General features: G+C 38.4%; 18 protein-coding genes and 2 rRNA genes. 4 read left to right on the forward strand and 16 right to left on the reverse strand.

Annotation, left to right across the window (positions count from 1 at the left end; translation table 11 throughout):
• Both GWI68_RS15995 and rrf read left to right on the forward strand, forming a co-directional pair.
• Window positions 1-1169: ribosomal RNA gene (locus GWI68_RS15995) — 23S ribosomal RNA — on the forward strand; the annotation flags it as partial.
• Between the two features lie 116 nt (window positions 1170-1285).
• Window positions 1286-1401, forward strand: a 5S ribosomal RNA gene (gene rrf / locus GWI68_RS16000).
• A 75-nt stretch (window positions 1402-1476) separates the two neighbouring features.
• Here the strand turns inward: rrf and GWI68_RS16005 are convergent.
• From GWI68_RS16005 to GWI68_RS16020, 4 genes are all read right to left on the reverse strand, one after another.
• The gene (locus tag GWI68_RS16005; protein WP_166540925.1) at window positions 1477-1824 is read right to left on the reverse strand and encodes a YfiM family lipoprotein; all 348 of its coding nucleotides are present in this window, start codon (window positions 1822-1824) and stop codon (window positions 1477-1479) included.
• Window positions 1825-1951: 127 nt separating this feature from the next.
• Window positions 1952-3310, reverse strand: coding sequence for a CDP-diacylglycerol--serine O-phosphatidyltransferase (gene pssA, locus GWI68_RS16010; RefSeq protein ID WP_166540962.1), 1359 nt, complete (start codon window positions 3308-3310; stop codon window positions 1952-1954).
• A gap of 205 nt (window positions 3311-3515) precedes the next feature.
• Window positions 3516-6158, reverse strand: a complete 2643-nt coding sequence (locus tag GWI68_RS16015; protein WP_166540926.1) for a bifunctional acetate--CoA ligase family protein/GNAT family N-acetyltransferase — start codon at window positions 6156-6158, stop codon at window positions 3516-3518.
• Window positions 6159-6204: 46 nt separating this feature from the next.
• Window positions 6205-6888: a tRNA-uridine aminocarboxypropyltransferase gene (locus tag GWI68_RS16020; RefSeq protein WP_166540927.1), complete on the reverse strand. Its 684-nt coding sequence runs from the start codon at window positions 6886-6888 to the stop codon at window positions 6205-6207.
• Window positions 6889-7119: 231 nt separating this feature from the next.
• Between GWI68_RS16020 and GWI68_RS16025 the strand changes: the two genes are divergently transcribed.
• Entirely contained in the window at window positions 7120-8283 is a 1164-nt protein-coding gene (locus tag GWI68_RS16025) for a tRNA/rRNA methyltransferase (protein ID WP_166540928.1), read from the forward strand.
• A gap of 93 nt (window positions 8284-8376) precedes the next feature.
• Here the strand turns inward: GWI68_RS16025 and emrB are convergent, their stop codons facing one another.
• The 8 genes from emrB to GWI68_RS16065 all read right to left on the reverse strand — a co-directional run bounded on the left by emrB (window position 8377) and on the right by GWI68_RS16065 (window position 17942).
• Window positions 8377-9894, reverse strand: coding sequence for a multidrug efflux MFS transporter permease subunit EmrB (emrB, locus tag GWI68_RS16030; RefSeq protein WP_109409486.1), 1518 nt, complete (start codon window positions 9892-9894; stop codon window positions 8377-8379).
• Between the two features lie 15 nt (window positions 9895-9909).
• The gene (gene emrA / locus GWI68_RS16035; RefSeq protein ID WP_166540929.1) at window positions 9910-11088 is read right to left on the reverse strand and encodes a multidrug efflux MFS transporter periplasmic adaptor subunit EmrA; all 1179 of its coding nucleotides are present in this window, start codon (window positions 11086-11088) and stop codon (window positions 9910-9912) included.
• A gap of 192 nt (window positions 11089-11280) precedes the next feature.
• Window positions 11281-11808 carry a transcriptional repressor MprA gene (gene mprA, locus GWI68_RS16040; RefSeq protein ID WP_109409488.1) on the reverse strand — a complete coding sequence of 176 codons (528 nt, stop codon included), beginning with the start codon at window positions 11806-11808 and terminating at the stop codon, window positions 11281-11283.
• 491 nt (window positions 11809-12299) lie between these two features.
• Window positions 12300-13508: an MFS transporter gene (locus tag GWI68_RS16045; RefSeq protein WP_166540930.1), complete on the reverse strand. Its 1209-nt coding sequence runs from the start codon at window positions 13506-13508 to the stop codon at window positions 12300-12302.
• A 167-nt stretch (window positions 13509-13675) separates the two neighbouring features.
• Window positions 13676-14083, reverse strand: coding sequence for a hypothetical protein (locus GWI68_RS16050; protein WP_166540931.1), 408 nt, complete (start codon window positions 14081-14083; stop codon window positions 13676-13678).
• 10 nt (window positions 14084-14093) lie between these two features.
• On the reverse strand, window positions 14094-15425 hold the full coding sequence (locus tag GWI68_RS16055; RefSeq protein WP_166540932.1) for a phosphatase PAP2/dual specificity phosphatase family protein: 1332 nt from the start codon (window positions 15423-15425) through the stop codon (window positions 14094-14096).
• Window positions 15426-15540: 115 nt separating this feature from the next.
• Window positions 15541-17310 (reverse strand): bifunctional alpha/beta hydrolase/class I SAM-dependent methyltransferase, encoded by a 1770-nt coding sequence (locus GWI68_RS16060; RefSeq protein ID WP_166540933.1) that lies wholly within the window; start codon window positions 17308-17310, stop codon window positions 15541-15543.
• The gene (locus GWI68_RS16065; protein WP_166540934.1) at window positions 17307-17942 is read right to left on the reverse strand and encodes a CDP-alcohol phosphatidyltransferase family protein; all 636 of its coding nucleotides are present in this window, start codon (window positions 17940-17942) and stop codon (window positions 17307-17309) included. Before GWI68_RS16065 ends, GWI68_RS16060 begins: the two co-directional genes overlap by 4 nt.
• Window positions 17943-18491: 549 nt before the next feature.
• Here GWI68_RS16065 and GWI68_RS16070 point away from each other — a divergent pair.
• Window positions 18492-20825, forward strand: a complete 2334-nt coding sequence (locus tag GWI68_RS16070) for a TonB-dependent hemoglobin/transferrin/lactoferrin family receptor (RefSeq protein ID WP_166540935.1) — start codon at window positions 18492-18494, stop codon at window positions 20823-20825.
• An 83-nt stretch (window positions 20826-20908) separates the two neighbouring features.
• Here the strand turns inward: GWI68_RS16070 and GWI68_RS16075 are convergent, their stop codons facing one another.
• From GWI68_RS16075 to proV, 4 genes are all read right to left on the reverse strand, one after another.
• On the reverse strand, window positions 20909-21259 hold the full coding sequence (locus GWI68_RS16075) for a ribonuclease G (protein WP_109409499.1): 351 nt from the start codon (window positions 21257-21259) through the stop codon (window positions 20909-20911).
• A 288-nt stretch (window positions 21260-21547) separates the two neighbouring features.
• Window positions 21548-22543, reverse strand: coding sequence for a glycine betaine/L-proline ABC transporter substrate-binding protein ProX (gene proX, locus GWI68_RS16080; protein WP_166540936.1), 996 nt, complete (start codon window positions 22541-22543; stop codon window positions 21548-21550).
• 121 nt (window positions 22544-22664) lie between these two features.
• Window positions 22665-23864 (reverse strand): glycine betaine/L-proline ABC transporter permease ProW, encoded by a 1200-nt coding sequence (gene proW / locus GWI68_RS16085; protein WP_166540937.1) that lies wholly within the window; start codon window positions 23862-23864, stop codon window positions 22665-22667.
• Window positions 23857-25056 carry a glycine betaine/L-proline ABC transporter ATP-binding protein ProV gene (gene proV / locus GWI68_RS16090; RefSeq protein ID WP_109409502.1) on the reverse strand — a complete coding sequence of 400 codons (1200 nt, stop codon included), beginning with the start codon at window positions 25054-25056 and terminating at the stop codon, window positions 23857-23859. The genes proW and proV overlap by 8 nt, the downstream gene beginning before the upstream one ends.
• Between the last annotated feature and the right edge of the window lie 360 nt (window positions 25057-25416).

The following is a 25416-nucleotide window of genomic DNA, read 5'->3' on the forward strand; positions in this document are numbered from 1 at the left end:
GAGCCGAAGCCAGTCGAAGATACCAGCTGGCTGCAACTGTTTATTAAAAACACAGCACTGTGCAAACACGAAAGTGGACGTATACGGTGTGACGCCTGCCCGGTGCTGGAAGGTTAATTGATGGGGTTATCCTTAGGGAGAAGCTCTTGATCGAAGCCCCAGTAAACGGCGGCCGTAACTATAACGGTCCTAAGGTAGCGAAATTCCTTGTCGGGTAAGTTCCGACCTGCACGAATGGCGTAATGATGGCCAGGCTGTCTCCACCCGAGACTCAGTGAAATTGAACTCGCTGTGAAGATGCAGTGTACCCGCGGCAAGACGGAAAGACCCCGTGAACCTTTACTATAGCTTGACACTGAACATTGAGCCTTGATGTGTAGGATAGGTGGGAGACTATGAAATGTGGACGCCAGTCTGCATGGAGTCAACCTTGAAATACCACCCTTTAACGTTTGATGTTCTAACCTAGGTCCATAATCTGGATCGGGGACCGTGTCTGGTGGGTAGTTTGACTGGGGCGGTCTCCTCCTAAAGAGTAACGGAGGAGCACGAAGGTTGGCTAAGCATGGTCGGACATCATGCGGTTAGTGCAAAGGCATAAGCCAGCTTGACTGTGAGAGTGACGGCTCGAGCAGGTACGAAAGTAGGTCTTAGTGATCCGGTGGTTCTGAATGGAAGGGCCATCGCTCAACGGATAAAAGGTACTCCGGGGATAACAGGCTGATACCGCCCAAGAGTTCATATCGACGGCGGTGTTTGGCACCTCGATGTCGGCTCATCACATCCTGGGGCTGAAGTAGGTCCCAAGGGTATGGCTGTTCGCCATTTAAAGTGGTACGCGAGCTGGGTTTAGAACGTCGTGAGACAGTTCGGTCCCTATCTGCCGTGGGCGTTGGAAGATTGAGAGGGGTTGCTCCTAGTACGAGAGGACCGGAGTGAACGCACCACTGGTGTTCGGGTTGTCATGCCAATGGCATTGCCCGGTAGCTAAGTGCGGAAGAGATAACCGCTGAAAGCATCTAAGCGGGAAACTTGCCTCGAGATGAGTCTTCCCTGTCACCTTGAGTGACCTAAAGGAACGTTTAAGACTAAGACGTTGATAGGCTGGGTGTGTAAGCGTAGCGATACGTTGAGCTAACCAGTACTAATGAACCGTGAGGCTTAACCTGACAACACCGAAGGTGTTTTGTCTGAGAGACAAAAAGTAGATGAAGTAAGCTTGTTTAAGATTGAAATTGCTGGCGACTAACCGAAAGGGAAAGCGCGGGTAATAAAACAGAATTTGCTTGGCGGCCATAGCGCAGCGGTCCCACCTGATCCCATGCCGAACTCAGAAGTGAAACGTTGTAGCGCCGATGGTAGTGTGGGGTCTCCCCATGTGAGAGTAGGGAACTGCCAGGCATTAAATAAGACGAAAAAGCCAACCCATTGGGTTGGCTTTTTTGCGTTTGGAGCTTAGATACTCTGAATAAAAAACTATTTTAATTGCTGATAAAGTAATGAACCTGCCGCTGCCCCTGCAACATCGTAAGCAAAATCATGCCAACTCCAGCCAGTACCTTCTGGACGACTATCATAAAGCTCTTTTACAGCCCCTAAACTAATCGAAAACGAGAGCCCAATTAATAATCCCTCTCTATGGCCATAATGTTGATGATCTGCATAAGCATTCGCACCCGCTGATGCCACCATAGAAAACAAGAAATGTTGAGCTTTATCTTTTCCTCGCCAATTATCATTGGCAAAATGAAATGACTGGCAACCTGTTAAAGTCATTATTGAAAATAAAATTATCACAGAACCATATTTGAGCTTTAGTTTCATAAAAATAAAAGCCTTCTCACAGAGAATTTATGATCATAAATAAGATATGTAGAGTATAAAAGATGATTGTTAATACAAAAAAGCCTTACTGATATTAAGTAAGGCTTCGAAGCAGGAAGTGCTAGCGTTAAAGTATACGGCTAATTAATCTATCAACACGAATACGTCGTAATCGCTTGATTAATTTTTTCACTTTAAGTGGGTAAAGCTTAATACTTTCTAGCTCTTGGTAATGTTTTACAATACGTGTTTTTTGGCGAATACAGGCTAGCTCTTTATGCCGTTGCTCATGTAATTCATGTTTAGGATCATGAATTAATATCGCATTTTCTAAATCTAATCCCCATGCTCGTGGGTTAAGATTATTACCTGTAATTAATTGCCAATTATCATCAACCCACATACCTTTTAAGTGATAGGTATTATCACTGTCTTTCCAGAGCCTTAGTGTTAATTGGTCATTATCAATAAACCGTTGGAAACGCTGGGTAAATTTACGCAGATTGATTTCATAGAGATAAGGCAGGGCACCAATAATTTTAAACGGCTCTTCAGGTGGAATATAAAAATCATTTGCTGTTTTATCACCAATAATAATTTCGACTTGTTTGCCATTTCTTAATAAATGGCTGATTTGACGAACAAGGATCGCTGGTAAATTAAAATAAGGAGTGCAAATAACTAATTTTTCTTCTGTAGAAGCCATTAGGTGAGAAATGGTCTTATTTAAGATATTTTTCTTACCTAAACCTACTAAAGGCGTTACTGCTAATTCATGATTAGAAGCATTGGCTTTAATATCATAGCCATCACGTGTGCGTAAATTAAAACGAAATTGACGTATGCAATTTTTTATTTCAGCACAACGAACTCTATCTTTAATATCAAGACGTTGAATAGCTTCAGATTGCAGAAGATCATTCACAATAAACTGTTTCATTGTGGTCGCTAATTCACTATTTTGAATAATATGATATCGGTCATAGCGATATTTATCTAGCTTATGCAAATACACATTATTAATGCTTGCACCACTATAAATAACCGTATCATCAAAGATAAAGCCTTTAAGGTGTAATACACCTAGTGCTTCACGAGTATTAACAGGGATCCCATAGATAGGGAGCTCTATATCAGGATGTTGCTGTGCAACATGATAATACCAATCTGCATTTGTCGCATCAGCAGAGACACCAATTCGCCCACGTTGAGCACGGTGCCAGTCAACAATAACGGTAATGGATAATTCAGGACGTTGTTGTTTTGCGGTGTAAAGTGCATCAAGGATCTCTTCACCAGCCTCATCGTGCTCTAAATAAAGAGCTGTAATAAAGATCTCTTTTTTGGCTTGAGCAATATATTTCAATAAGGTGCTGCGAAACGCGGACGTCTGATAAAGCGTTTCAACATCAGCAACTGACTGAGCTAATTTAGGCAGTTGTGCAAGGTGTTGTTGATGCTTAGCAAGTTTTAGTTTAGACAACATCACAGTGCTTAGTTCTCTTGTTTATGATGGCAGATGGAGCCATCGTCCATGTAGATTTTCTTTAACCGATCTTCTGATCATAACATTAGTTATATGGGATGTACGCATAAAATCATCATATATAGCTAATTTATCAAAGGATGCGTGAATAATCACATAACAAAACTTTCACTTATGATTATCGCACTTACAGCTCTTTTGAGGATCAAAGAAGCAAGTCAAGATTCACTATTCCTTCATCAAACTGTACTTCAACCGAAAAACCTAATTTTTTCGCTAAACTTATCATGTTGCGATTTTCAGGCATGGTTATTGCGGTTAAACGTTTAATGCCATGTACTCTAGTATAGTTGATAAGTTTAGTCATAAGTTGATGACCTAGAGTATTTCCTTTTAAATCAGATCGTACAAGGATAGCAAATTCAGCATGTTGATTATCCGGATCTGCCATTGCACGGGCTACACCAATGATTTCAGGTTGATCATCTGGATTTCGAATGGCGACAAATGCCATTTCTCGATCATAATCAATTTGAGTCATATTCGCGAGATCGTCATGAGTAAATTCACTTATTTCACTAAAATAACGATAGTAAAGATCTTCTTTTGTCACTTGGTTAATAAACGTTTTTAGTAGAGGTTCGTCCTCAGGTAAAATAGGACGAATAAAACAAGGATTGCTATCTCTTAGATAAAATGTTTCTTCTAATTCATTAGGATAAGGGCGGATAGAAAGTCTTTGGTGGGGATCGCCTTGCAGTGGTGCTAACTCCATTGCAACATCTAATAGTGTAAAATCATTGCCAGAAGCCAGTAATGGGTGAATATCTAGCCTAACTATTTGTGGGCAATCTAAAAGTAGATGAGAAACCTGTACCAAAAAATGACTTAAGCTTAAGATATTTAGAGGCTGTAAAGCACTTCTTGGCTGTATTTTTCCACTTTTAATGGCGTTAATTACCAAATAACGGGCAAGTGCCATGTTCAGAGGCGGTAATGCAACGGCGGCCTTAGTTTCAATTTGCCACTCAACTCCCCCTTCACCCAATAGAATTAATGGGCCAAAAATAGGATCTTGCTCAATTGCCACTCGCAGCTCTTGAGAGCCTGCTCGATTTGCCATACTTTGCACTAATAAACCCTGAATTTGAGCCTGAGGGTAGAGTTCTGTTACTCGTTCAATAATGGCATGAGCCGCTGATGAAACTTCAGTGCTGTCACGTAGGTAAAGCATGACACCTTGAACTTCAGATTTATGAGGAATATCCGGAGAACGTAATTTTAGTGCAACGGGATAGCCAATTTTTTCCGCTATACTTACCGCTTCTTGTGCATTATGAGCAATCCAAGTAGGAAGTGTATTGAAACCATAAGCTTCCATAATTGGCTGAACTTGGTGTGTATCTAATCGATATTGCTTATTCTGTAATGCCTCTTCAATACAACGGTGCGCTTGTTGCGTATTCATTTTGACATCTAAAGGCAATGCAGGTGTTTCTTTTAATTGTTTTTGGTTCCGACGATATTCCACCATATGCATAAATGCAGTAACAGCACCTTCAGGGGTGCGATAAGTAGGAATACCCGCTTCACTAAATAATTTTCGTGATTGTTGAGATGAATATTCTCCGCCCCAGTTAGTAAAAACGGTAAGCCATTTACGTCGAGGGTGTTTATTGATGGCTTCTATGACGCGTTGTGCTGTTTCAATACTAGGTGCAATAGCACTTGGGGTATGAATAAGTAATAAAGCGTCATGATCATGACTATCTAATAAGCAATTGAGCGTTGCAACATAGCGATCAACGGTTGTATCATCACCCAAGTTTAATGGATTACGGATGGTGTTTTTTTCTTGAATAACACTTTGTAGTTTTTGCGTTGTTTCATCTGTCAGTTTCGCCAGCTTGCCTGAATGCAAGAATAGCTCATCTATTGCCATGGCCGCAGGTGCAGAGCCATTGCTCATAATCATCAATCTTTCGCCTTTTAGGGGCGTCATATAGCTAAGAGTTTCTACGGCAGAAAACATTTCATGGGTATCTTGTACGCGTAATAACCCTGCGCGTTGAAATGCGGCATCATAAGCGATGTCATAACTTGGCGTATCACCCAATAACAGCTGCGCTTTTTGGGTACGACCACTTTTTATGACCAAAATAGGTTTGTTGCGTGAAGCACTTCGAGAGGCAGACATAAAACGGCGAGCATCTTTAATATGCTCTAAATGCAATAAAATAGCGCTAGTTTTGCTGTCTCTTGCTAGAAAATCCAGTAAGTCATCGACTTGTATATCTTGGTTATCTCCTAAGGCAATAAAGTAAGAAAACCCAATATTGCGATAATAAGCCCAATCTAAAATAGTATTGGCGACAGCCGCCGATTGTGAAATAAAAGCAAGTTTTCCTTTTTTAACAGGGAGAGGTGAAAAACTGGCATTTAGTCCCTGCCAAGGTGCTAAAAGACCCAAACTATTAGGGCCTAGCAAACGGATATGATATTGCTGGCAGAGCAACTTTATTGGTTGAAACTGTTCAGGCTGTGCTGAAAGGACAATAACAGCCTTACAACCTGATCCACCTAATTGCTTTAGTAATTCAAGGTTACGGTGATGATGGGTACAGATAATTGCTAGATCAGGAACTTGGGGTAATTTATCAATAGACGGATAAGTAAAAACCCCTGAGACAGAGCCACGAGAGGGATTAATTGGAAACACAGGTCCGTTAAATCCACCACTGAGTAGATTTTTCATCATAGTGGTTCCTGCACGACCTAATTTTTCAGAGGCACCAATTACCGCAATAGATTTAGGACGCAATAGTGCTTCAAGACCTCGTTGGCTCATATCCACTCCAGAGTTTGCTTATCAACTTTTATTCAATGTAGCTGATTTACTCTTCTTTTGCCTGACGGCGGTCTGGTTTTCCGATTAAATATTGTTGACGAAAGTAACTAAAATGGGAAAAGAGTTGTTGTGATGCCCTTATATCACCCACATTTTCTAAAATAGACGCAGCTACTTCAGCAGTACAATGTTGATCTTCTCTTGCGGCTTGGCGAAGCACGTAATCACATTTACTGGCTTCATTAAGTGAAAAGATAGGTAATGAATCGAGGTAAGGGCTTTTACGAAACATTTTACGCGCTTCACTCCATGTACCATCTAAAAGGATAAACAGAGGGGGTTTGCTATTAACTGGGAGCTGGTTGTATACAACACGTCCACTCGAAGCATAGCTTTCAGGGAAAACAACATAAGCTTGCTTATCTGGTGTATTGATTAGGTCAAGCAAGGCCTGTTCAGGAGTAGTACGGGACCATAAAAATGCCTGCGTGTCTGGTAATACATCGGCAATTAATTTCCCTGTATTACTTGGTTTCATTACTTCAGTATCATACATCAATAAACAAAATTGGCTTTTTGCAGGTTGGCTGACAATTGTGTCACAAAGGCACTGCTTTTCAGGTAATAAGCAGAAGCTACAGCGTTTTATCCGAAATCCTCTGGCTTTAAAAGGACGGGTTGAAACTGAAAGTCGATATTGACGAAGTCGAGAGACTGCATTGTCATGCATAGCAAATAAACCAACACTAATAAAAAAGAAACGGATTTTATCATGTTAAAAACAAACAAACTATTCAGCACTTTTTTTTCATAAAAATCATATTGATATATTGCTTATATCTATGCTGAATTTAATTATCAATTGATCCTGATTAGTTTATCGATTCCTATGCGTGATTCTCTCGGTGACAGTTGCTAAACTATCATGTAATCTGCGCCCCTATTGCAGTTGGAGAGACAAATGAACGATTCTTATGAAGGTAAAAACGGCAAAGTAAAAGTGATGTATGTCCGTAGTGAGGACAATGCCGATAATAAACCTAAAAAACCATCCCGTCGTCCTGAAAATGGTCGTGGTGATAGCCGTGACAACAGACGCGGTGATAACCGTGACGACAAAAATCGTGATAACAGACGCGGTGATAGCCGTGATGATAAAAATCGCGATAACAGACGTGGTGATAACAAATTTTCTCGTCATGATGACCGCGGTGCAGGTAAGCCTTCAGGGCGTGGCGCATCACGTAATGAATCAAAACCTTCTCGCGATAGCGAAGGCGGAAGTTTTTCTCCATGGAAAACTGTTTCTCGCCCTGCTGGTGAAGAGGCAATAAAAGAGCACGATGGCATTACGGGTAAGAGTCAAATCGATCCTGAACAACTTCGTCGTCAGCGCTTAGAAGAAACACGTATTTATGGTGAAAATGCCTGTCAGGCAATGTTTAAAAACCGTCCTGATGCGATTGTTCGTGCTTGGTTTTTACAAGACGTTACGCCACGTTTTCGTGACGCATTAAAATGGATGGCTGCAAATCGTAAAGCCTATCACGTTGTTGAAGAAGAAGAGATGGTCAAAGCCGCCCGCACCGATCACCATGGTGGGGTATGCTTCTTAATTAAAAAGCGTGTTGGTCATGATGCAGAAACTTATCTGAAAGATGCTCCTGAGAGTGATTGTGTATTAGCTCTGGAAGATGTAGGTAATCCACATAACGTAGGTGCAATTATGCGTAGTTGTGCGCATTTTGGCGTAAAAGGGGTTATCTCTCCTGATTCTGCTGTATTAGAATCTGGTGCGGCTGTTCGTACCGCAGAAGGTGGTGCTGAATATATCCAAGGTATTGATGCTGATAACTTTGCTCAAACTTTAGATAAATTTAAAAAAGCGGGTTATACGCTAGTGGCAACATCAAGCCATAAAGGCAGTGTGCCATTATCAAAAGCACAATTACCTGCAAAAATGGTACTTATCTTAGGTCAAGAGAAAGATGGCTTAAGTGAAAGCACTTTAAATCAAGGTGATATGAGCATTTACATCGGCGGAACAGGGCACGTAGAGAGCTTAAACGTTTCTGTTGCTTCAGGTGTATTATTAGCTGAATGGTGGCGTCAGCACCAAGGCTAATTGCTTTATAGTTTTAAAGAAAGAATGATAAAAAACCGCTTAGTCATTGTGATTTAAGCGGTTTTTTTATGTATAAGATCTATGTGAATTGCGTTATTTTCCTGGAGAGAATGGCGGTTTAGCAAACCAAACCACAATCATCATGATAAGGAAAATACCCGCTGCTAACCAGAAAATCTCATTGGCTGAAATAATTAATCCTTGTTCTGTAATGGTTTTCGCTAAATAGGCAGATGCCTGTTCATTTGAAAGACCAAGATCATTCATTTGTTGGAATGCCATTTGTGAATCAGGATCAAGTGGATTAATTTTTTCTACAAAGGTTTCATGGTGAAGTGATTCTCTTTGTGTCCAAATTGTCGTCGTTAACGATGCACCAATTGCCCCAGCCAATGTTCTTAAGAAATTCGAAAGACTTGACGCTGATGCCATTTTTTCTGGGGGTAATCCAGATAATGTCATTGTCGTTAATGGCATAAAGAAACACGCAACCGCTAAACCTTGCCAAAATTGGGGCCATGCCACAGTGGCAAAATCCATTCCTGGTTCGAAGGTATAAGCTCGCCAATAAAAACACACAGAAAACATAATAAAGCTGAAGCTGATGATATAGCGTAAATCCACTTTACCACCAAACTTACCTATAATCGGTGTGATAATTAAAGGTAATAAACCTACCGATGCTGATGCTAATCCCGCCCATGTTGCTGTATAGCCAAAGACTTCTTGTAAAAGCAGTGGCAGTAAAACGATGGTACCGAAATAGATCATATAGGCGAGGCTAAGTGTGACACACCCAATGGTAAAGTTTCGACTTTTAAAGAGTGAAAGATCTATCACTGGATGATCGTCTGTAAGCTCCCAGACAATTAAGAAGCTAAGGGCAACAACTGCCACGATGGTGAGTACAATGATTTCTGTTGAGTTAAACCAATCAAGCTCTTTACCCTGATCGAGCATGATTTGTAAAGCACCTATACCAACAACAAGTAAAACAAGACCAATGGTATCAATTGGTTTAATTTCGGTTTTTGTTTCTCGCCCAGCTAAGGTGTTTGATATACACATAATAATCAACACACCAAATGGAACGTTAATAAAGAATATCCATCCCCAATGATAGTTATCACTAATATAGCCCCCTAAAATGGGGCCTAAAATTGGCGCGACAACAATGGTTACTGACCAGAGTGCAAGTGCCATATTTCGCTTAGCTGGTGGATAGTTATTCAATAATAAACTTTGTGATAAAGGAATTAGTGGCCCAGCGACCAACCCTTGAAGCACACGAAAGAAAATCAGCATTTCAAGGCTTTGTGAAATACCGCAAAGCCAGGACGTTAATGCAAAAAGTGCCGTTGACCACATAAAGAGTCGAACTTCACCAATGCGTTTTGCCAACCAACCTGTAATTGGAATAGAAATAGCATTTGCTACACCAAAAGAGGTAATAACCCAAGTACCCTGTGAATTAGAGGCACCTAAGTTTCCTGCAATTGTTGGAATAGCGACGTTAGCGATTGTAGAATCGAGAACTTGCATAAAGGTAGCCAACGCAAGGGCGATGGTCATTAAGGCAAGTCTTCCTCCTTGTAATGGCTCTTTAATCACCTTTACACCTCGCCTTTATTGTCCCGCATTCTGTTCAATAATTTCATTGATCAGTTTATTAATCGCTGACATATCAATAGTTAATGCATCAGTATGATAAGCAGGTACTTGGCGTTCACTGTGTGATAATACTTTTCCATCGAGGTTAATCGTATCAACGGTAACTTCTGAAGAAAGGCCAATACGCAGTGGTTTTTCTGCTAATTCTTTTTCATCTAATGAAATACGAACAGGTAATCGCTGAACAACTTTTATCCAGTTACCACTAGCATTTTGAGCTGGTAATAATGAGAAAGCACTTCCAGTTCCCATATCTAAACCTAATACAGTGCCATGATAAATTACTTTTTTACCATAAAAGTCAGTTGTAATTTTTGCTGGTTGGCCGATACGCATATTAGCGAGCTGAGTTTCTTTAAAATTGGCATCAATCCACATACCTGTTACGGGAACAATAGCCATTAAAGGTTTGCCTGGTGCGACTTGAGCACCTACTTGAACGCTACGACGTGAAACATAGCCATCTGTTGGACTTAAAATTTTAGTACGTTCTAAGGCAAGCCATGCATTACGAACATCGGTTGATGCTTGTAGAACGGAAGGTTGTTGTGCAATTGGTGTATTTAAGATAATCGCTTGATTAGCATTGTATTGCTCTTTAGCAACTTCTAAAGCCGCCCTTGCAGTGGAAACAGCTTCTCTGGCGTGTTGAAGTTCTTCTTTACCAATCACATTGCGTTCGCCTAAAACTTCACGGCGACGAAGGTCATTTTGTAATTTAGTTAGTTCTGTTTCGCGTAAAACGATGTTTGCTTTTAATTGGCGACCATTAATGATTTGTTGATGCATTTGACGAACACTATTCGCTAATGCTGTTTTTGCTTTTTCTAAAGCCAGTTTTTCATCACTTGAATCTAATAAAACTAAAGGGTCACCCGCTTTTACAAAATCGGTGTTATCAACATAAACGGTGGTAACAGAACCAGAAATCTGCGGCATAATCATGATTTGATTGCCTGTGACATAAGCATTATCAGTTGTTTCATGATGTCTTAACACCATAAACCAATAAGCGGTGTAAGCCACCCCAGCTAAAATAAATAGAATAGTCAGCAGCAGTAGAACATTTCGGCGAGTTCGTTTTTTATTGCGAATGGGAGCCTGAGGGGGGGTATTTTCCTCATTAACACTCATTTAGAAGATCTCCATAAAACCAGAAAAACATCATTAGATATGTTTCCAGTATTGAAACTGGAAACATAATTATAAAGTCAATCTTAGAATAATTATTAGCGTGAAGGTAAATTATAAATGCTAATGGGTAAGTATGTTTGCCGATTTATGGCGTAAATAGGATTAGATCAATAAAACTATTTATTATATGGCTTATTCACACTCTTTTTCAGCCAAAGTATCCAGTTGTAATAACAACTTACGCATTAGCGTTTCAAGCTGTTTTTGTTCCTGTTGATCTAACACTGACCAGATTTGTTTTAAACATTGATGCTGTGGAGGTAATAAGCTATTTAAAAATTCTTCACCGGCATCCGTTAAGTGGAGATGCAAACAACGGCGGTCATTATGGCTTTCACGACGCTCAATCCAACCTTGTTTTTCAAGTTCATCAGCAATGCGTGTTGCATTTGTTCTTGAAGAGCCCAGTGCAGCACTTAGCTCTGAAGGTTGAATACTACGATTTTCTGTCGTATCTAAAATCATTAGTGCCATAAATAACGTCTCGTTAATACCCTGAGACTTCAACATATTATTACGACTTTCAAGAAGTTTGCTTTGAACATGCATAGAAAGGCGAGTTAACAAAATTTCTTGATAAGGAATATCTTTGTTAAGCGATTTCTGTTGTGTAGCGCGAGTGTTTAGTAATTCTTCTGTTGGCGTAAATGAGCTTTCCATTTTTAGACACCTTGTTAGTTTCGAAAATTAGGATAATGCTGTTATCAACATGTTAAATGGTATGTTAAACACACAATTTAGCAATTTTTATTATTTATAGTCACTATGTTTTTTTGATTATGTTACCTGATTCATAAATTTTATGAATGATAACACAAAAAAAGGATAGGTACTTATCTCTTTGCAATAAGTTAATAAAATCAATTTATCACTTATCTGACAATGAATAGTAGTCTATTTGCGAAAAAATGGATCGTTTTTTACGATAAAACACGTAATAAATTTATTTTAATCACCAATGCTTACCATGTGGATAATGCCGAATTGAAATTATTTATACAGTGCTTTATTGATAAGATTGATATAATTTTCTTAATAAAGAATGGGATGATGATATACATCAATAGTAATCACGCTGTTAAAACATTCACATTTTATTCTGATTAGAGTGGGATTGTAGGAATAATATAGCCCATCCTTGGGTCTAAAAATTATTCAGCATGGATTATTGGATCATTTTTATAACCTAATAACCAAACAATAAGACCGATAATGCCAATAACCAGTCCAGCAATAGAAACCCCCATCCATCCATATTGATGATAGGCATAACCTGATAATAAAGAGCCTAATGCCCCACCAATAAAATAGCTTGTCATATAAGCTGCGGTTAGGCGATTTCTAGCATCAGGTAAAATACGATAAATGGTGCTTTGATTTGTGACATGTACACCCTGAACAGCTAAGTCTAGCAGGACAACACCAATAATAAAGCTGATGAGTCCAACCCAGTGATAATAAGGTGCAATGATAATAAAACCCCAAGACAAAAGGAGGATAATTAATCCGATAGTGGTGGTTTTCTTGCCTTTCCCTTTATCGACTAATACGCCTGCTTTTCCTGCCATCAATGCGCCCGCAGCGCCCACAAGACCAAACAATCCAATAACTGCATCAGAGTAGTTAAATGGATCTGCCGCCAGCAAAAAGGCCATTGATGTCCACAATAAGCCAAAGTGGGCAAAAATCAGCGCACCAATTACTGAACGAGTTCGAAGTACTGGGGTTGTAACAAATAATTTGAAGATAGAACCTAATAACTGAAAGTAATTTAAGTTTGTTTGACTTTTATAAGTGGGTAAACAACGCCATAACGTAATAGCTAAGATTGTTAGAAAAACACTCGCAACCCAGAAAATACCTTGCCAATTTGTAAATGACGCCATCAGCCCAGATACTGTTCTAGCCAGTAAAATACCCAACAAAAGGCCACTCATAATTGTGCCAACGGCTTTTCCTCGTTGGTGTGGTGCGGCGAGAGTGGCTGCAAAAGGAACTAGAATTTGAGCGACAACAGAGAACATACCAGAGAGTGCGGTACCTATTAACATCACCCAAATATTCGTTGCCATCGCAGTAATTAATAGCCCACTGGCAGAAATTAATGTCATGGTAATAATGAGTGAACGGCGTTCAAAAATATCGCCCAAAGGCACTAATAGCATCAGTCCTACGGCATAGCTGAGTTGTGCCGTGGTGACAATAAATCCGGCTAAAGTCGCTGATATATGAAAATAATTTGCGATAGAATCAAGTAGAGGTTGTGCGTAGTAGTTACTGGCGACAACCATGCCTGTAGCAACGGCCATTAGCAGAATAAGACCTTTGCTAAGTGATGTTTGTGGTGCGGTGTTTTCCATAATACTCATAAAAAATCATTTGTAAGGTAAATGATAGTAACATGAGTCATTTTTTTGAGAAAAGAATTACTGTGATAGAAATGTTCAATTAATTTGATATAAATCTTTATATTAAATTGTTATAACATATTGTTTTATATGCTAAATAAGGTTATTAACTGAGCCTTTTAATAACTAAAAAGCGTAAAAAAGAGCATCGTCAAACACCATATCCATTGAACTGAAACGCCAATTATTGCAAAAGAAAATAGACGTTTAGTCCCTAGCCAGCGAGCTTCCATTGTCTGTTTTTGGGGGCGTTTAGGAAATAATATAGAGAGACTTTCATCAAAGCTAATATCATCTTGATAACGATAAAGAGCCTGAAAAAAATGACTATCAAGCCATAAACGAAAAAGAAAATATTGGGTAAATAAAAATAAAAAAGAAGCAACAAAAAAAGTCAGTTGATGATGAAAGTGTAGACTAAATACGGGCCATGTACTCAAATAAGGAAAAAGTGATAAAAACAGTAAATAGCGCCAACTTTGTGTTAAAGATACAATCACTTTACCGCTGGTTTTAGTTGTTAACATGGTTGTCTCGTTATTTAATGTGCTGAAAATGTGAATACCAAATTTGTAGTGCCTCTCGTGTTTCTGGATTTAAAATCACTTGAGGACGAACTTGAGAGACTTTTTTTATCGCATCTTCTAACGTTGCTACTGTGCCATTGTAAACCAACCAAGCAACGACAATGGTTGCACTACGCGAATAGCCTAGTTTGCAATGAATATAAACAGTACCCGTTTGATTGAGTTGCTCCATTGATAACATTGCTCTGTTAATATCATCTGGAGATAAAGGTAATAAATCGATTTGAGGCTGTGCTAAATAAAGCTTATTTTGACTAAACTTATTTCTTGGCCACTCACAAGTTAAATCAAATACCGCATTGGCGTTGAGATCATAAAGAGGGCGCCCACCTAATAAAATGCCTTCAGTGACTAAACTCGGTGTTTGGCATTGTTTTAAATAATAACGATAAGTACACCATGCAAAGAAGCGATAAGGTAATAGGATTATCTGTGCAGAAAGTGGAATTTCACCTTGTGTATTTTTTTGAAAAATAGAAGCACCAGCGCCTAAATAGCCCAAAGTCACAAAAGTTAATGTGATTGCTGGCCATAGAAAGATCCAAAAGAATCCTTGTAAGCCAAAAGATAACAGATAAAACACCATTGCTGATAACGCATAGTTTTTACCAATACGTAAACTGCGTTTACTGCCAGTAAAATGCCATTTCCAACGAGAGTTTATTGGTAATAAATAACAAATAAACACGCCGACACCAAAACCCGTAATAATATCGATAAAGTGATGTTGCCACGTTGTCAGTACAGAAACAGCAATAAGCAATGACCATAAATTTAAAAACCATTGCCATGATTTTGGAGTATGTGCGCGAAAACGTAACCAAATAATCCACAATAAAATAATGTGTAAAGAAGGGGCTTGGTTATAAGGTAAATCGAAACCTTCTAATTGGGTAAATAACCAACCAGAAAATCCCTCTGTTGTTGGGCGAATAAAGCTAAATTTTAAAGGAAATAATAAAAAACCAGCACAAGCAATAAGAGAGGCAACAATTAAACGTAGTCCATGTATAAATTGTTCTCTTAACGTTGTACAAATAATCAGTGAAATACCATAGGCAATATTCACACTCCAATAAGGAATGATTGTCCACGGTAAAAAGGGAATAGCGTTTTCCCACGAATAAACAAAAGAAGGAACATCAGATAAAGTAGAAGTATAAGCATTGACTTGCATATAAGTTAAATAGAAAAAAGGGGCTAGAAATAACAGCCATACAATCCCAGCAAGCCAGATACTTTTTCTTGATGATGTTATTTGAGAGTGTTGAGTTCCCTCCATACTAAATTTCCTTTTTTTGTTTATCGTTTTTTCTATTTTTGCAGTTTGCTTAAAATTATCGCTATATGTTGATGTTGCCATATAGCGATAATTAATTTAGCCATAGTGTATTTTATTAGCGACGTTTTGCTATCGATACACTAAAAATACCCCAGTGATCAATTTGTTGATCGAGCTTTTCAAAACCAGCTTCATCTACTAGTGCATCCATTTCACCTTGACTGCGACAACGCATGATCCACGGTTGACCATCTTGGTGGCTGGGTAATACACGGGCAATCATTTCAAGCTGAGGGTGCCAAGGTTGGCAGGTATAAATTAATAAACCGCCACTTGGAATGGCTTGCGATAGTCCTTTTAAAGACTCTCTTAGCAAATAATTTTCAGGGAATAATTCATAGAGTCCGCTGACAATACCTAAAGTTGGTGATGGTGAAACGGTACTCAAACTTTCTGCATCAAAGGCGTTACCTTCTTCAAAACGCACTTTGTCTTCTAAGTGACGTTCTTTAATGGCAATTCGGCCTTGTTCAACATTAATCGGGCTATAGTCACGCATTAAAATTGAATCGACCTTACCATAGTCATTAACCGCATCAAAAAGGTAGCGGCCTTGCCCAGCAGCAATATCCATAATATGTACTGGCATATTATTTTGTGTTAATTGGCGAATAGCGTATCGGATAGTATTTTCAATATTGATTTTACGTTGGCGAATACCTTGCCAACCAATACTGTTCAAATATTGTTTATCAACGATACGGCCAAATAAGCCTTTTCCTTGTGGCTGATTGCGATAGACATAATCAAGTGTCGATCCAGAATCAAAACCTTTATCGTAACCTAGTGCCACACCTTCAGATGCTTTACCTAACGTGCTCATCGAACGACTAAGCACTTTGTAATAGAGTCTTTTGGGGCAAAATTGAGGAAGTGGTGTCTGTAATGAACGATAAACATCAGCACTATGGCTCCATATATCTTCATTTTGGTAATCATGTTGATAAAGCGGTTGTGCAAACAAGGTTTCAATAAAGTGACGCATTTTATTGATGGGGATTGCCCTGTCTTTCTCGCCCAAAGTGTCGTGGTAAAAACCGGGTAAAACATGTTTTTCTTTAATTGAGGTATTTAAACGCTCATAGAAAAGATGCTGAGGTTTTGCGTGAACAACATGATCATTACCCGAAATAAATAATTGTGTTGGTAAGGTAATCGCATTTGCGTCTTCAACCACGCGATCGGCCGTTTTATAAAGTTCTAATAAAATATTAACGGCAATAGGGCGAGTGATTAGCGAGTCTTGATTAAAAGAGTCTATACGACTTTGATCATGGGTTAAATATTTAGCTTTTACATAGGAATTAACATAAAAAAGTCCACGAATTTTTTGCATCAAGGCAAGGCCAGTGCGTGCAAAAGGAACATATAATTTTACTTTAAATGCAGGGGACGCTAATACCATACCGCGAATTTTTGGTGAGTAATCATGTACCCAACCTGAGACTAAAACAGCGCCTACACTTTGGCCAACAACAAGAATATTCTCCATCGGAATATTATAGTTAGATGCAACATAATGGACGAACTCATCGATATCTTTTATTGACGTTCCCATTGATGGGCTATAACCACGAGCACCTTCATTTTTACCATGCCCACGAGCATCCCAAGCAAACATTGAGAAATCAGGAAGATCTAACTCATCAACTAGATGAGAAACTCTGCCTGAGTGTTCGTGCCCCCGATGAAATAAAATAATTGCTTTTGGCTCAGTGGTAATTTGAGCTGGCCAATGGCGATAATACAACGGTGTTTTATCGCTGGTGGTAAATTCAGACTCAATCATATTCCTTTGAGTTTGATATTGTGGTTGTTGATTCATAACGATGTATCCTTATCTTTATCTGTCATCGTTGCTTCTTTTAGTGCGCGATGAATTCGGTGATAACAAGTCAACAAAAGTAATAAATTAATAATAATAAAAAGATAATGCGTGTTTTCTGATGATGTCAGCGAGGGGAATAATCCGATAAAAAAGGCAATAGTGCCGAAAATAAAGGCTCTATCACTTTTTCCCATCGGGCCATCATAACGACGAGTGGCATTAATTGTTTGGGCAAGAACCCCTAAGAACTCAGTCATTATCATTAAAAAAAGTGCCAGCATGATCCACCAGTAGGCTTGTGGAAAAATAAAGGCAAAAGGGAGATAAAGTGCAATGTCTGAAATAACATCACTGGCTTCATTTAATATCGCCCCAAGTGCACTTTTTTGATTATGTTCTCGTGCAAGCATGCCATCGATGGCATTAAGTGCCATACGGAAAAAAAGGACAACAGGGAGTAATAAAAATAAACGAGGATAAGGATAAAGCAAAAGCAATCCACCAACGACAATGGATAATAGTAAGGCAGAAAGCGTGACCTGATTTGCAGTGATCTCTTTTGCGAATAACCATTCTACATAAGGGCGTAATAGAGCTTGGAATTTGGGTTTTAGGTCATAAATTGTCATGACGCATCCTTGTGTTCAAAAGTGCGTATATACCTCATAATCATAATTTTATTATTAGCTGATTTTTATCTCATTGAATATCTTTATTTCAATGCTTTAATTTATTTACGATTTAAACATAAAACTAAGACTTAAAATTTACTTGAGTTAATAATTATTTAGCTCTCAAAATAAAGAGAAAATAAGATCCGCAAAACTGTAATTATCAGACTGTTCTGTGTCTGCTCTATTCTTTTTATTTTAAAAATGATTAAATTTTCTTTAGTAATATGTACGTAATTATAATTAGTGAATTAAATGAGGAAAATGAAAATAAGAGATATTAAATACCTTATAATAACTAATGAAATTAGTTTAATTTATTATAAATATTATTTTAGGTGAAATTTAAATCTAACAAGAGTGTATCGATAGTGTAGTTATCTGTATTGAGTGATAAGTGCAAAAAAACTAGATAATGATAATTATTATCATTATCATGATTAGCGCTGTTAGTTACAGCATTAATCATCTATCAAACTAATAACCATACAAAAAGATACTACTATTATGATCCATTTCTTAGCAAAAAATGATGCTTATCGTCAGGGAATTGGGATATTTTCATTTTCATCATCAGCGATAGCATTATTATTGACTTCACTCACTTCGTTAAATAGCTATGCGGCTGAAAGTGTTAAACCAGAAATAACGGCATCCACAAAATCAGAAAGTCCTGCGCAACCTAAATCGCGTGAAAAGATTATTATTGAACCTATTTACGTATCAGGTGAACTCAATTCAAGTGTTGATGCAGGGAGTACGGTTCTGACATTAAAAGATATCGACCGAATTCAGCCTAATAATATTGCAGAGCTGGTGGATAAGTTACCGGGAATTTCATCATCTGGCTCACCAAGACCTGGCGGTCAAACATTAAATATCTGGGGAATGGGTAATCCTGAAGATATTAAAATCACACTTGATGGCACACCCAAAACCTTTGAAAAATATCGCCAAGGTTCAATTTTTATTGATCCCGAATTAATACGCCGTCTTGATGTTGATAAAGGCCCTCATAATATTACTCAAGGTAATGGTGGATTTGGTGGTTCGGTGAGAATTGAAACCAAAGATCCTGATGATTTATTATTACCTGATCAGAATATTGGGATGTTTTTAAAATATGGTCACCATACGAATGATAGACAAAATCGTTATAGTGGTGCGGTATACGGTAAATTACTCGATGGGCAAGCAGATGGATTATTCTATTTTAACCGTCGTGAAAGTGATGATCTGCGACGTCCTGATGGAACTAAATTTGGCTATTCACAATCCGATCAAGATTCTTTTTTAATTAAAACCAATATCTATCTAACCGAAGCACAAACATTAACGTTATCAGCATCACGATCAGAAAGTGACGGCTGGACACCTTGGGCTGCTAAACGGGATGAATTAGCTAAACCTAGCCAAGCTGACGTAGATAAATATGGCTTTGATGCAGCGATGAAACGTAAATTAGTTTATCGTGATCAAAAAGATGACACCTTCAGTGTGAAATGGAATATTCAGCCAGTTGATTCAGATTTAATTAATTTAACACTGACTTACGGTTATTCAAAAACCAAACAAAACGATAGTCGCCCAGAGACAGCTAGCTCCTATTTTAGTGGCAGCATGGGCAATCAAAGTTGGGTCGATTATCGTAATCATCAAATTGAAATTAAAAATGAAAGCACGGTTATGCAAGGTGCTTTAGAGCATAAGGTATTAGTAGGAACACGTTGGCATCGTAATGATCGTGATGTCTTAATGTTTACACGCGATAAAGCTAAGAATCCGAATTATAACTATGGATATTATGCACCTCCTTATATGCCTGAAGGTACGCAAACGACAACCAGTTTCTATCTTCAAGACTCGATGAGTTATAGAAATCTGACGATAACACCGGGTGTTCGTTACGATATCGTTAAAAACCAAGGTAAGGGAAGTCGAGCTATTACCTATCAAGATCCTGATCCCTATTATGGTCATGATTACTCTGATGTAACTTATAGCGGAGCAACACCTCATTTAGGTTTATTATGGAAAATGAACAAGAATTTCAGATTCTTTGGTGATTTAACCTATACATGGCGAGCACCATTGATTGATGAGCAATATGAAGTACAAGGAAGTATTTCTAGCTTAACTGGCACGAGCCGTCATCTAGATAAAGAAACGGTAAGAGCCGCACGAATTGGCGCAATTGCAGACTTTGAAAGTGTTATTCAACAAGAAGACCAACTGCAGTTAAGAACAACACTGTTTGATACTCGTGGTAAAGACGAAATTTTCCGTCGTCGTGGTGTCTATTGTGAAAGTCAAAAGGTGGATGGACATAATGGAAATTGCCCTCCATCAATTGGTAACTACCGTAATTTACCGGGATACCATATTCAAGGGTTGGAAATCGAAGCCTTTTATAATAGCCCTAATGTATTTGGTCGATTAGCGTATTCCACAATGAAAGGAAAGCGCGATCAATCACCGCGTGACCCATGGTTTGGTCAGAAAACATGGATTGCCGAAATTCAACCTGATGCTTTACATGCCACTCTTGGTGTAAAAGTACCAAGTATTAATGTCAATATGGGATGGACGGGGGATTTTATTGGTGCTCAACGCCGTTCACCAATGGATGCCGATCCTGATGCTGGCTATTGGTCATTACCAAAAAGTAAAGGTTATGCAATCCACGGTTTATTTGCAAATTGGGAACCTTCTTTTATAAATAATACTGAGGTTCGTTTTACTGTCGCAAATTTATTTAACCGTGATTACTATCCTTATTTAGGTGAATCAGTTTCAGGTGTAGGACGTGATTATCGATTTACTGTGGTAAAACGTTTCTAATATTACTAAAAATAAAAAAAGATAAACCCCATAGATATTATGGGGTTTATTGTCATTAAGCGTTCAATATTCAAAGTATTGAATTAATAACCGTATGATGCAGATGTTGCAATCATTGCCATCATGGTAGTGAAGAAGAAAATAAAGAAAAGAACAGCCATAACGATACTGATAATAAAATAAACAAAGCCAGCTCTATTCCATGTTTCTTGTACTTTCATAAAGGTTTCAACAGAATCGTAATCACCACTTTTCCAAGCCCATTCATTACCTTTAATACCACAAACAAAAATCCAGATAAGGTTAAGTAAAGGAACGAGTGCTAATAATGGAAGATAGGATTTATTACCAAAACCCCAAATAATATTAAACATGAAAGCACCCCAGTTCCAACGTTTAATTTCTTCAGGTACAGGTTTGTTAGTGTAAGACACAATTTATTCCTTATCTAAATCTTCAATATAAAAATGAGAATGCCAAAATGGCAACTGGAGAAAAAGATAATCATAATTGAAGAATTCAATGAATGAAAGGAAGGGGTATTTAAGTGATTAATAAGAAGAATAATCTTAATAATAGAGTAGGAGTAAGATTTTTTATTGTATAAACGTATTTTGTTTAATTACCGATCATTCTAGTTATTTTATAAATAAAAACAGGCCACAATATTGTAGCCTGTTTAATAATAATTTCTATTTTAGAGTCTTTGTTATTTTATGATGTTATTGCGCGGCACTTCGAGCTTGTTCAACCCAACCATCAAATGTTTTTTGATGAGCTTTGATCCACGCATTTGCATGACGTTCAATATCAGCCTGTGATTTTTGACCATTATGCATACGTAAGTTTTGCGCATTGATATCGGCAACAGACACTTTCATGACTTCAAAGAGTTTTGCCGCAGCAGGGTTTTCTTCAGCCCACTTTTTATTTGCTGCAATATGCATGGTACTTGGTGGGAAGCCATAGTTTTTACCATTTGCTAATGTGGTGTCTGTTTTGTCATCACCTGGTAAAGATGAAAATGGCACTTGTAACCAAACAACATCTTTACCCGGTTTTAATACATCACTTATCCAATATGGTGTCCATGTGTAATAAAAAATAGGTTTACCTTCTTTGTAGCGAGTAATGGTATCTGCCATCATAGCCGCGTAATTACCTTGATTATGTGTAACTGATTTTTCTAAATCATAGGCTTTTAAGTGATTATTGATGGCTTCTTCACATCCCCAGCCTGGGTTACAACCTGTTAAATCGGCTTTACCGTCACCATTGGCATCAAAGAGTTTGGCAATTTTAGGATCTTTAAATTGCTCAATATTGGTGATGTTGTATTTTTCAGCTGTTTTCTTGTCAATTAAGTAGCCTTGAGCTGCATTAACGACATAATCGCCTTTACGATAAAAAGTGTTATCACCGCCCGCTGCTTCATATTGCGAGTTATGAAGTGGAACCCAACTTACCGCCATAAAAGTGGCATCACCGTTGGCGATAGAGGAATAAGCAACGTTGTAATCGACTTCTTTGATCGGTTGAACTGTGTAGCCTAATTGTTCGAGTGCTTTGTTGACGATTAAGGTTTGAAAGGTTTCTTCCGAAATTGTACTTTGCACAGGTTGAACCGAAATCCCTTTTCCGGGTAAATCAGCAGCGGATAACTGGGTGCTTATCAGTGTGGCGGACAATACGGTTGCCCAGATAACTGGATTACGCATAGTTTTTCCTTCTGTTGTGATAGTAAGAGATAAATAGCGACAGCGAACTGTCGCCTCTATTTCTTATATTGATTGAACGTTATGTTCTTTATAGGTTTTTAATTAATAGTGAAAATATTTATTACGATGCTTTTTTGCCAAATAGTCGGCAAATTAAGCCAATAGGGCCTGTCATATACCAGCATCGATTGCCTTTATGACGACTATTCTGCCCCAAGGATTGCGTTAATCGGTCAAGAATAATCGCGAGAATAACAATACCGGCACCCCCTACAGCAGCAAGTCCCATATCAAGGCGACCAATACCACGTAATACCATTTGACCTAATCCACCAACGGCTATCATTGACGCAATAACAACCATTGAAAGCGCTAACATCAAGGTTTGGTTTACACCAGCCATAATTGTTGGCATGGCGAGTGGTAACTGCACTTTAAACAACATTTGTCGTGGATTTGCCCCAAATGATTGAGCTGCTTCAATTAAATCTTCAGGAACTTGTTTGATCCCTAAAATGGTCAGTCTCACAATAGGCGGCAAAGCAAAAATAATAGTGACTACAACACCTGGCACATTACCAATCCCAAATAGCATTACAATAGGCACTAAGTAAACGAATGCAGGGGTAGTTTGCATTGCGTCAAGTAAAGGCCGAACAATTTTTGATGCCCTATCACTATTGGCAAGCCATATCCCCAAGGGAAGTCCAATTATCAGACAGAACAGTAACGAAGTTAGTACTAAAGCAAGCGTAACCATTGCTTCAGACCAAGCGCCAATTGCACCAATCAATATCAATGAAATAAACGAGGTGATGCCCATCACTTTGCCTGAGAGTTGCCATGCAATCAGTGAAAATAGAATAATGGCAACAGGTGCTGGCATTGAGGTTAAGAAATTCTCAAAGCCACTTAAGACAAAATCAACGGGGACTCGAATACCTTGGAACACAGGACGAAAGTGCAATACTATCCAATCAATTGCGTCGGTAACCCACGAATCCAAAGGGATCAGTGTATTATGAAAGGGGTCCATAAGATTAAAAGAGTCTGGCGCAACATCAGTAGGTGTTGCATCTAGCCAATCACTCCCTGCGGATGATGTATCAATAGTGTCGCTACCACTGCCAGCTCCCCATGGATCGGCATCTGCCGATGAACTGTCAGCACTGCTCCAAGGATCACTTTCTGTTGTACTGGCATCGGTTGTAGCCCAAGGATCATCATTTACGCTATGGGTTGTCTCCTGAGCTGTCTCGCTTGTTGCGGTTTCTTGGATATTTGTATCTAAAACCGTATCTTGATTTGTTGTATTACTCATTTGGCGTCTCCTTATCCAGTGCTTGTAGTAACATTCCTTTAGAAATTAAACCGATATAGCGGTTTTTTTCATCAATAACAGGAATAGCACAGGGAGATTGTGCAACAGTTGAAATCAGCTCATTTAATGGTGTATCACCATTTATAGCGCAAGGTTCGGATAAAATGGCTGATTCAATAGGTTGTTTATTTTTTAGAGCCTCTTCAAGAGAGTTCACAGAAACAATACCAATAAACTTCCTACCTCGTTCAATGAGATAACCAAAATTTCTATCTTCATCTTCAAGCACTTTTAATGCTGAGCGAGGGCCGAAACCGGGAGCAACATGTAATAAGGTTTCAGGGCGACGTTTGGCAATATCTTTTGCACTAAATACATGGCTAATATCAACCCCACGGAAGAATGTGCGTACATAATCATTAGCTGGATTATTTAGTATTTCATCAGGTGTGCCGATTTGGACGACGACCCCACCTTGCATAATGGCAATACGATCACCAATACGCATGGCTTCATCAAGATCATGAGAAATAAACACAATAGTACGCTGTTTATCGCCTTGTAAGCTCAATAACTCATCTTGCATTTCAGTTCTAATTAATGGGTCAAGTGCTGAAAAGGCCTCGTCCATTAACAAGATATCGGGATCATTGGCAAGTGCACGAGCTAGACCAATACGTTGACGCATCCCACCAGAAAGCTCATCAGGCCAAGAGTTTGCGTAGCTACCAAGATTGACTTGCTCTAACGCATCCATTGCTTTTTTATAACGTTCGTCTTTGCTTAATCCAGCAAGATCCATTCCGAAAGCTGTGTTATCAAGCACATTCATATGTGGCATTAAGGCGAATGATTGAAACACCATACTGATTTTTTTACGTCGAACTTGTCGTAATTCTTTATCAGACATGGTGGCAATATTTTCACCATCAATAAGCACCTCTCCCTTTGTAGGAGAGATCAGACGATTGAGAAGGCGGACTAGGGTGGATTTACCTGAGCCAGATAATCCCATGATGACAAATATTTCGCCTTCTTCAATTGCCAGATTTGCATTTTGAACACCAACGGTTAAACCTGTTTTATCAAAAATCTGATCTTTATTCATACCCGATTTTAATAATTCAAAGGCTCGTTTGGGGTGCTCGCCAAATACTTTATAGAGATTTTTCACTTCGAGTTTAATTGCCATGCAATATATTATTTCCTATTTAAATAATGAAAGGAATAAATTAAATTTAATTAAATCAGTATTGTTGTTTTCCTAAATAAGATTTTTAGTAAGGGAAATACCCTACCACAATGATTGCATCTGACAACCCTATGTTAATTATAATTAATTAAAAAATCGGGATGTTTTTTCTTTATTTTTATAATGATTAACAATTAAATAAAGTGAAATAAAACTTTTTTATTAAAAGATGATATTTCTTTTAACTTACTGAAATACAGTTGTTTTTAAAGATATTATTATTTTGATTAGGATCTCAATAAAAACAGGCATTAAATAACTAAATTGAGGAAAAAATAAGGAAAAAATAAATGAAAAAAA

It is taken from the genome of Proteus sp. G2669 (assembly GCF_009915245.1).
Classification (GTDB): domain Bacteria; phylum Pseudomonadota; class Gammaproteobacteria; order Enterobacterales; family Enterobacteriaceae; genus Proteus.

Bases quoted from the DNA above. Each gene is read 5' to 3' on its own strand.
- mprA (WP_109409488.1), bottom strand. From the start codon at position 11,808: ATGGAAAGCTCATTTACGCCAACAGAAGAATTACTAAACACTCGCGCT.
- proX (WP_166540936.1), bottom strand. From the start codon at position 22,543: ATGCGTAATCCAGTTATCTGGGCAACCGTATTGTCCGCCACACTGATA.
- pssA (WP_166540962.1), bottom strand. From the start codon at position 3,310: ATGTTGTCTAAACTAAAACTTGCTAAGCATCAACAACACCTTGCACAA.
- GWI68_RS16065 (WP_166540934.1), bottom strand. From the start codon at position 17,942: ATGACAATTTATGACCTAAAACCCAAATTCCAAGCTCTATTACGCCCT.
- proV (WP_109409502.1), bottom strand. From the start codon at position 25,056: ATGGCAATTAAACTCGAAGTGAAAAATCTCTATAAAGTATTTGGCGAG.
- GWI68_RS16015 (WP_166540926.1), bottom strand. From the start codon at position 6,158: ATGAGCCAACGAGGTCTTGAAGCACTATTGCGTCCTAAATCTATTGCG.
- GWI68_RS16050 (WP_166540931.1), bottom strand. From the start codon at position 14,083: ATGTTAACAACTAAAACCAGCGGTAAAGTGATTGTATCTTTAACACAA.
- GWI68_RS16005 (WP_166540925.1), bottom strand. From the start codon at position 1,824: ATGAAACTAAAGCTCAAATATGGTTCTGTGATAATTTTATTTTCAATA.
- GWI68_RS16045 (WP_166540930.1), bottom strand. From the start codon at position 13,508: ATGGAAAACACCGCACCACAAACATCACTTAGCAAAGGTCTTATTCTG.
- GWI68_RS16020 (WP_166540927.1), bottom strand. From the start codon at position 6,888: ATGCATGACAATGCAGTCTCTCGACTTCGTCAATATCGACTTTCAGTT.
- GWI68_RS16070 (WP_166540935.1), top strand. From the start codon at position 18,492: ATGATCCATTTCTTAGCAAAAAATGATGCTTATCGTCAGGGAATTGGG.
- GWI68_RS16060 (WP_166540933.1), bottom strand. From the start codon at position 17,310: ATGAATCAACAACCACAATATCAAACTCAAAGGAATATGATTGAGTCT.
- GWI68_RS16055 (WP_166540932.1), bottom strand. From the start codon at position 15,425: ATGGAGGGAACTCAACACTCTCAAATAACATCATCAAGAAAAAGTATC.
- proW (WP_166540937.1), bottom strand. From the start codon at position 23,864: ATGAGTAATACAACAAATCAAGATACGGTTTTAGATACAAATATCCAA.
- GWI68_RS16025 (WP_166540928.1), top strand. From the start codon at position 7,120: ATGAACGATTCTTATGAAGGTAAAAACGGCAAAGTAAAAGTGATGTAT.
- emrA (WP_166540929.1), bottom strand. From the start codon at position 11,088: ATGAGTGTTAATGAGGAAAATACCCCCCCTCAGGCTCCCATTCGCAAT.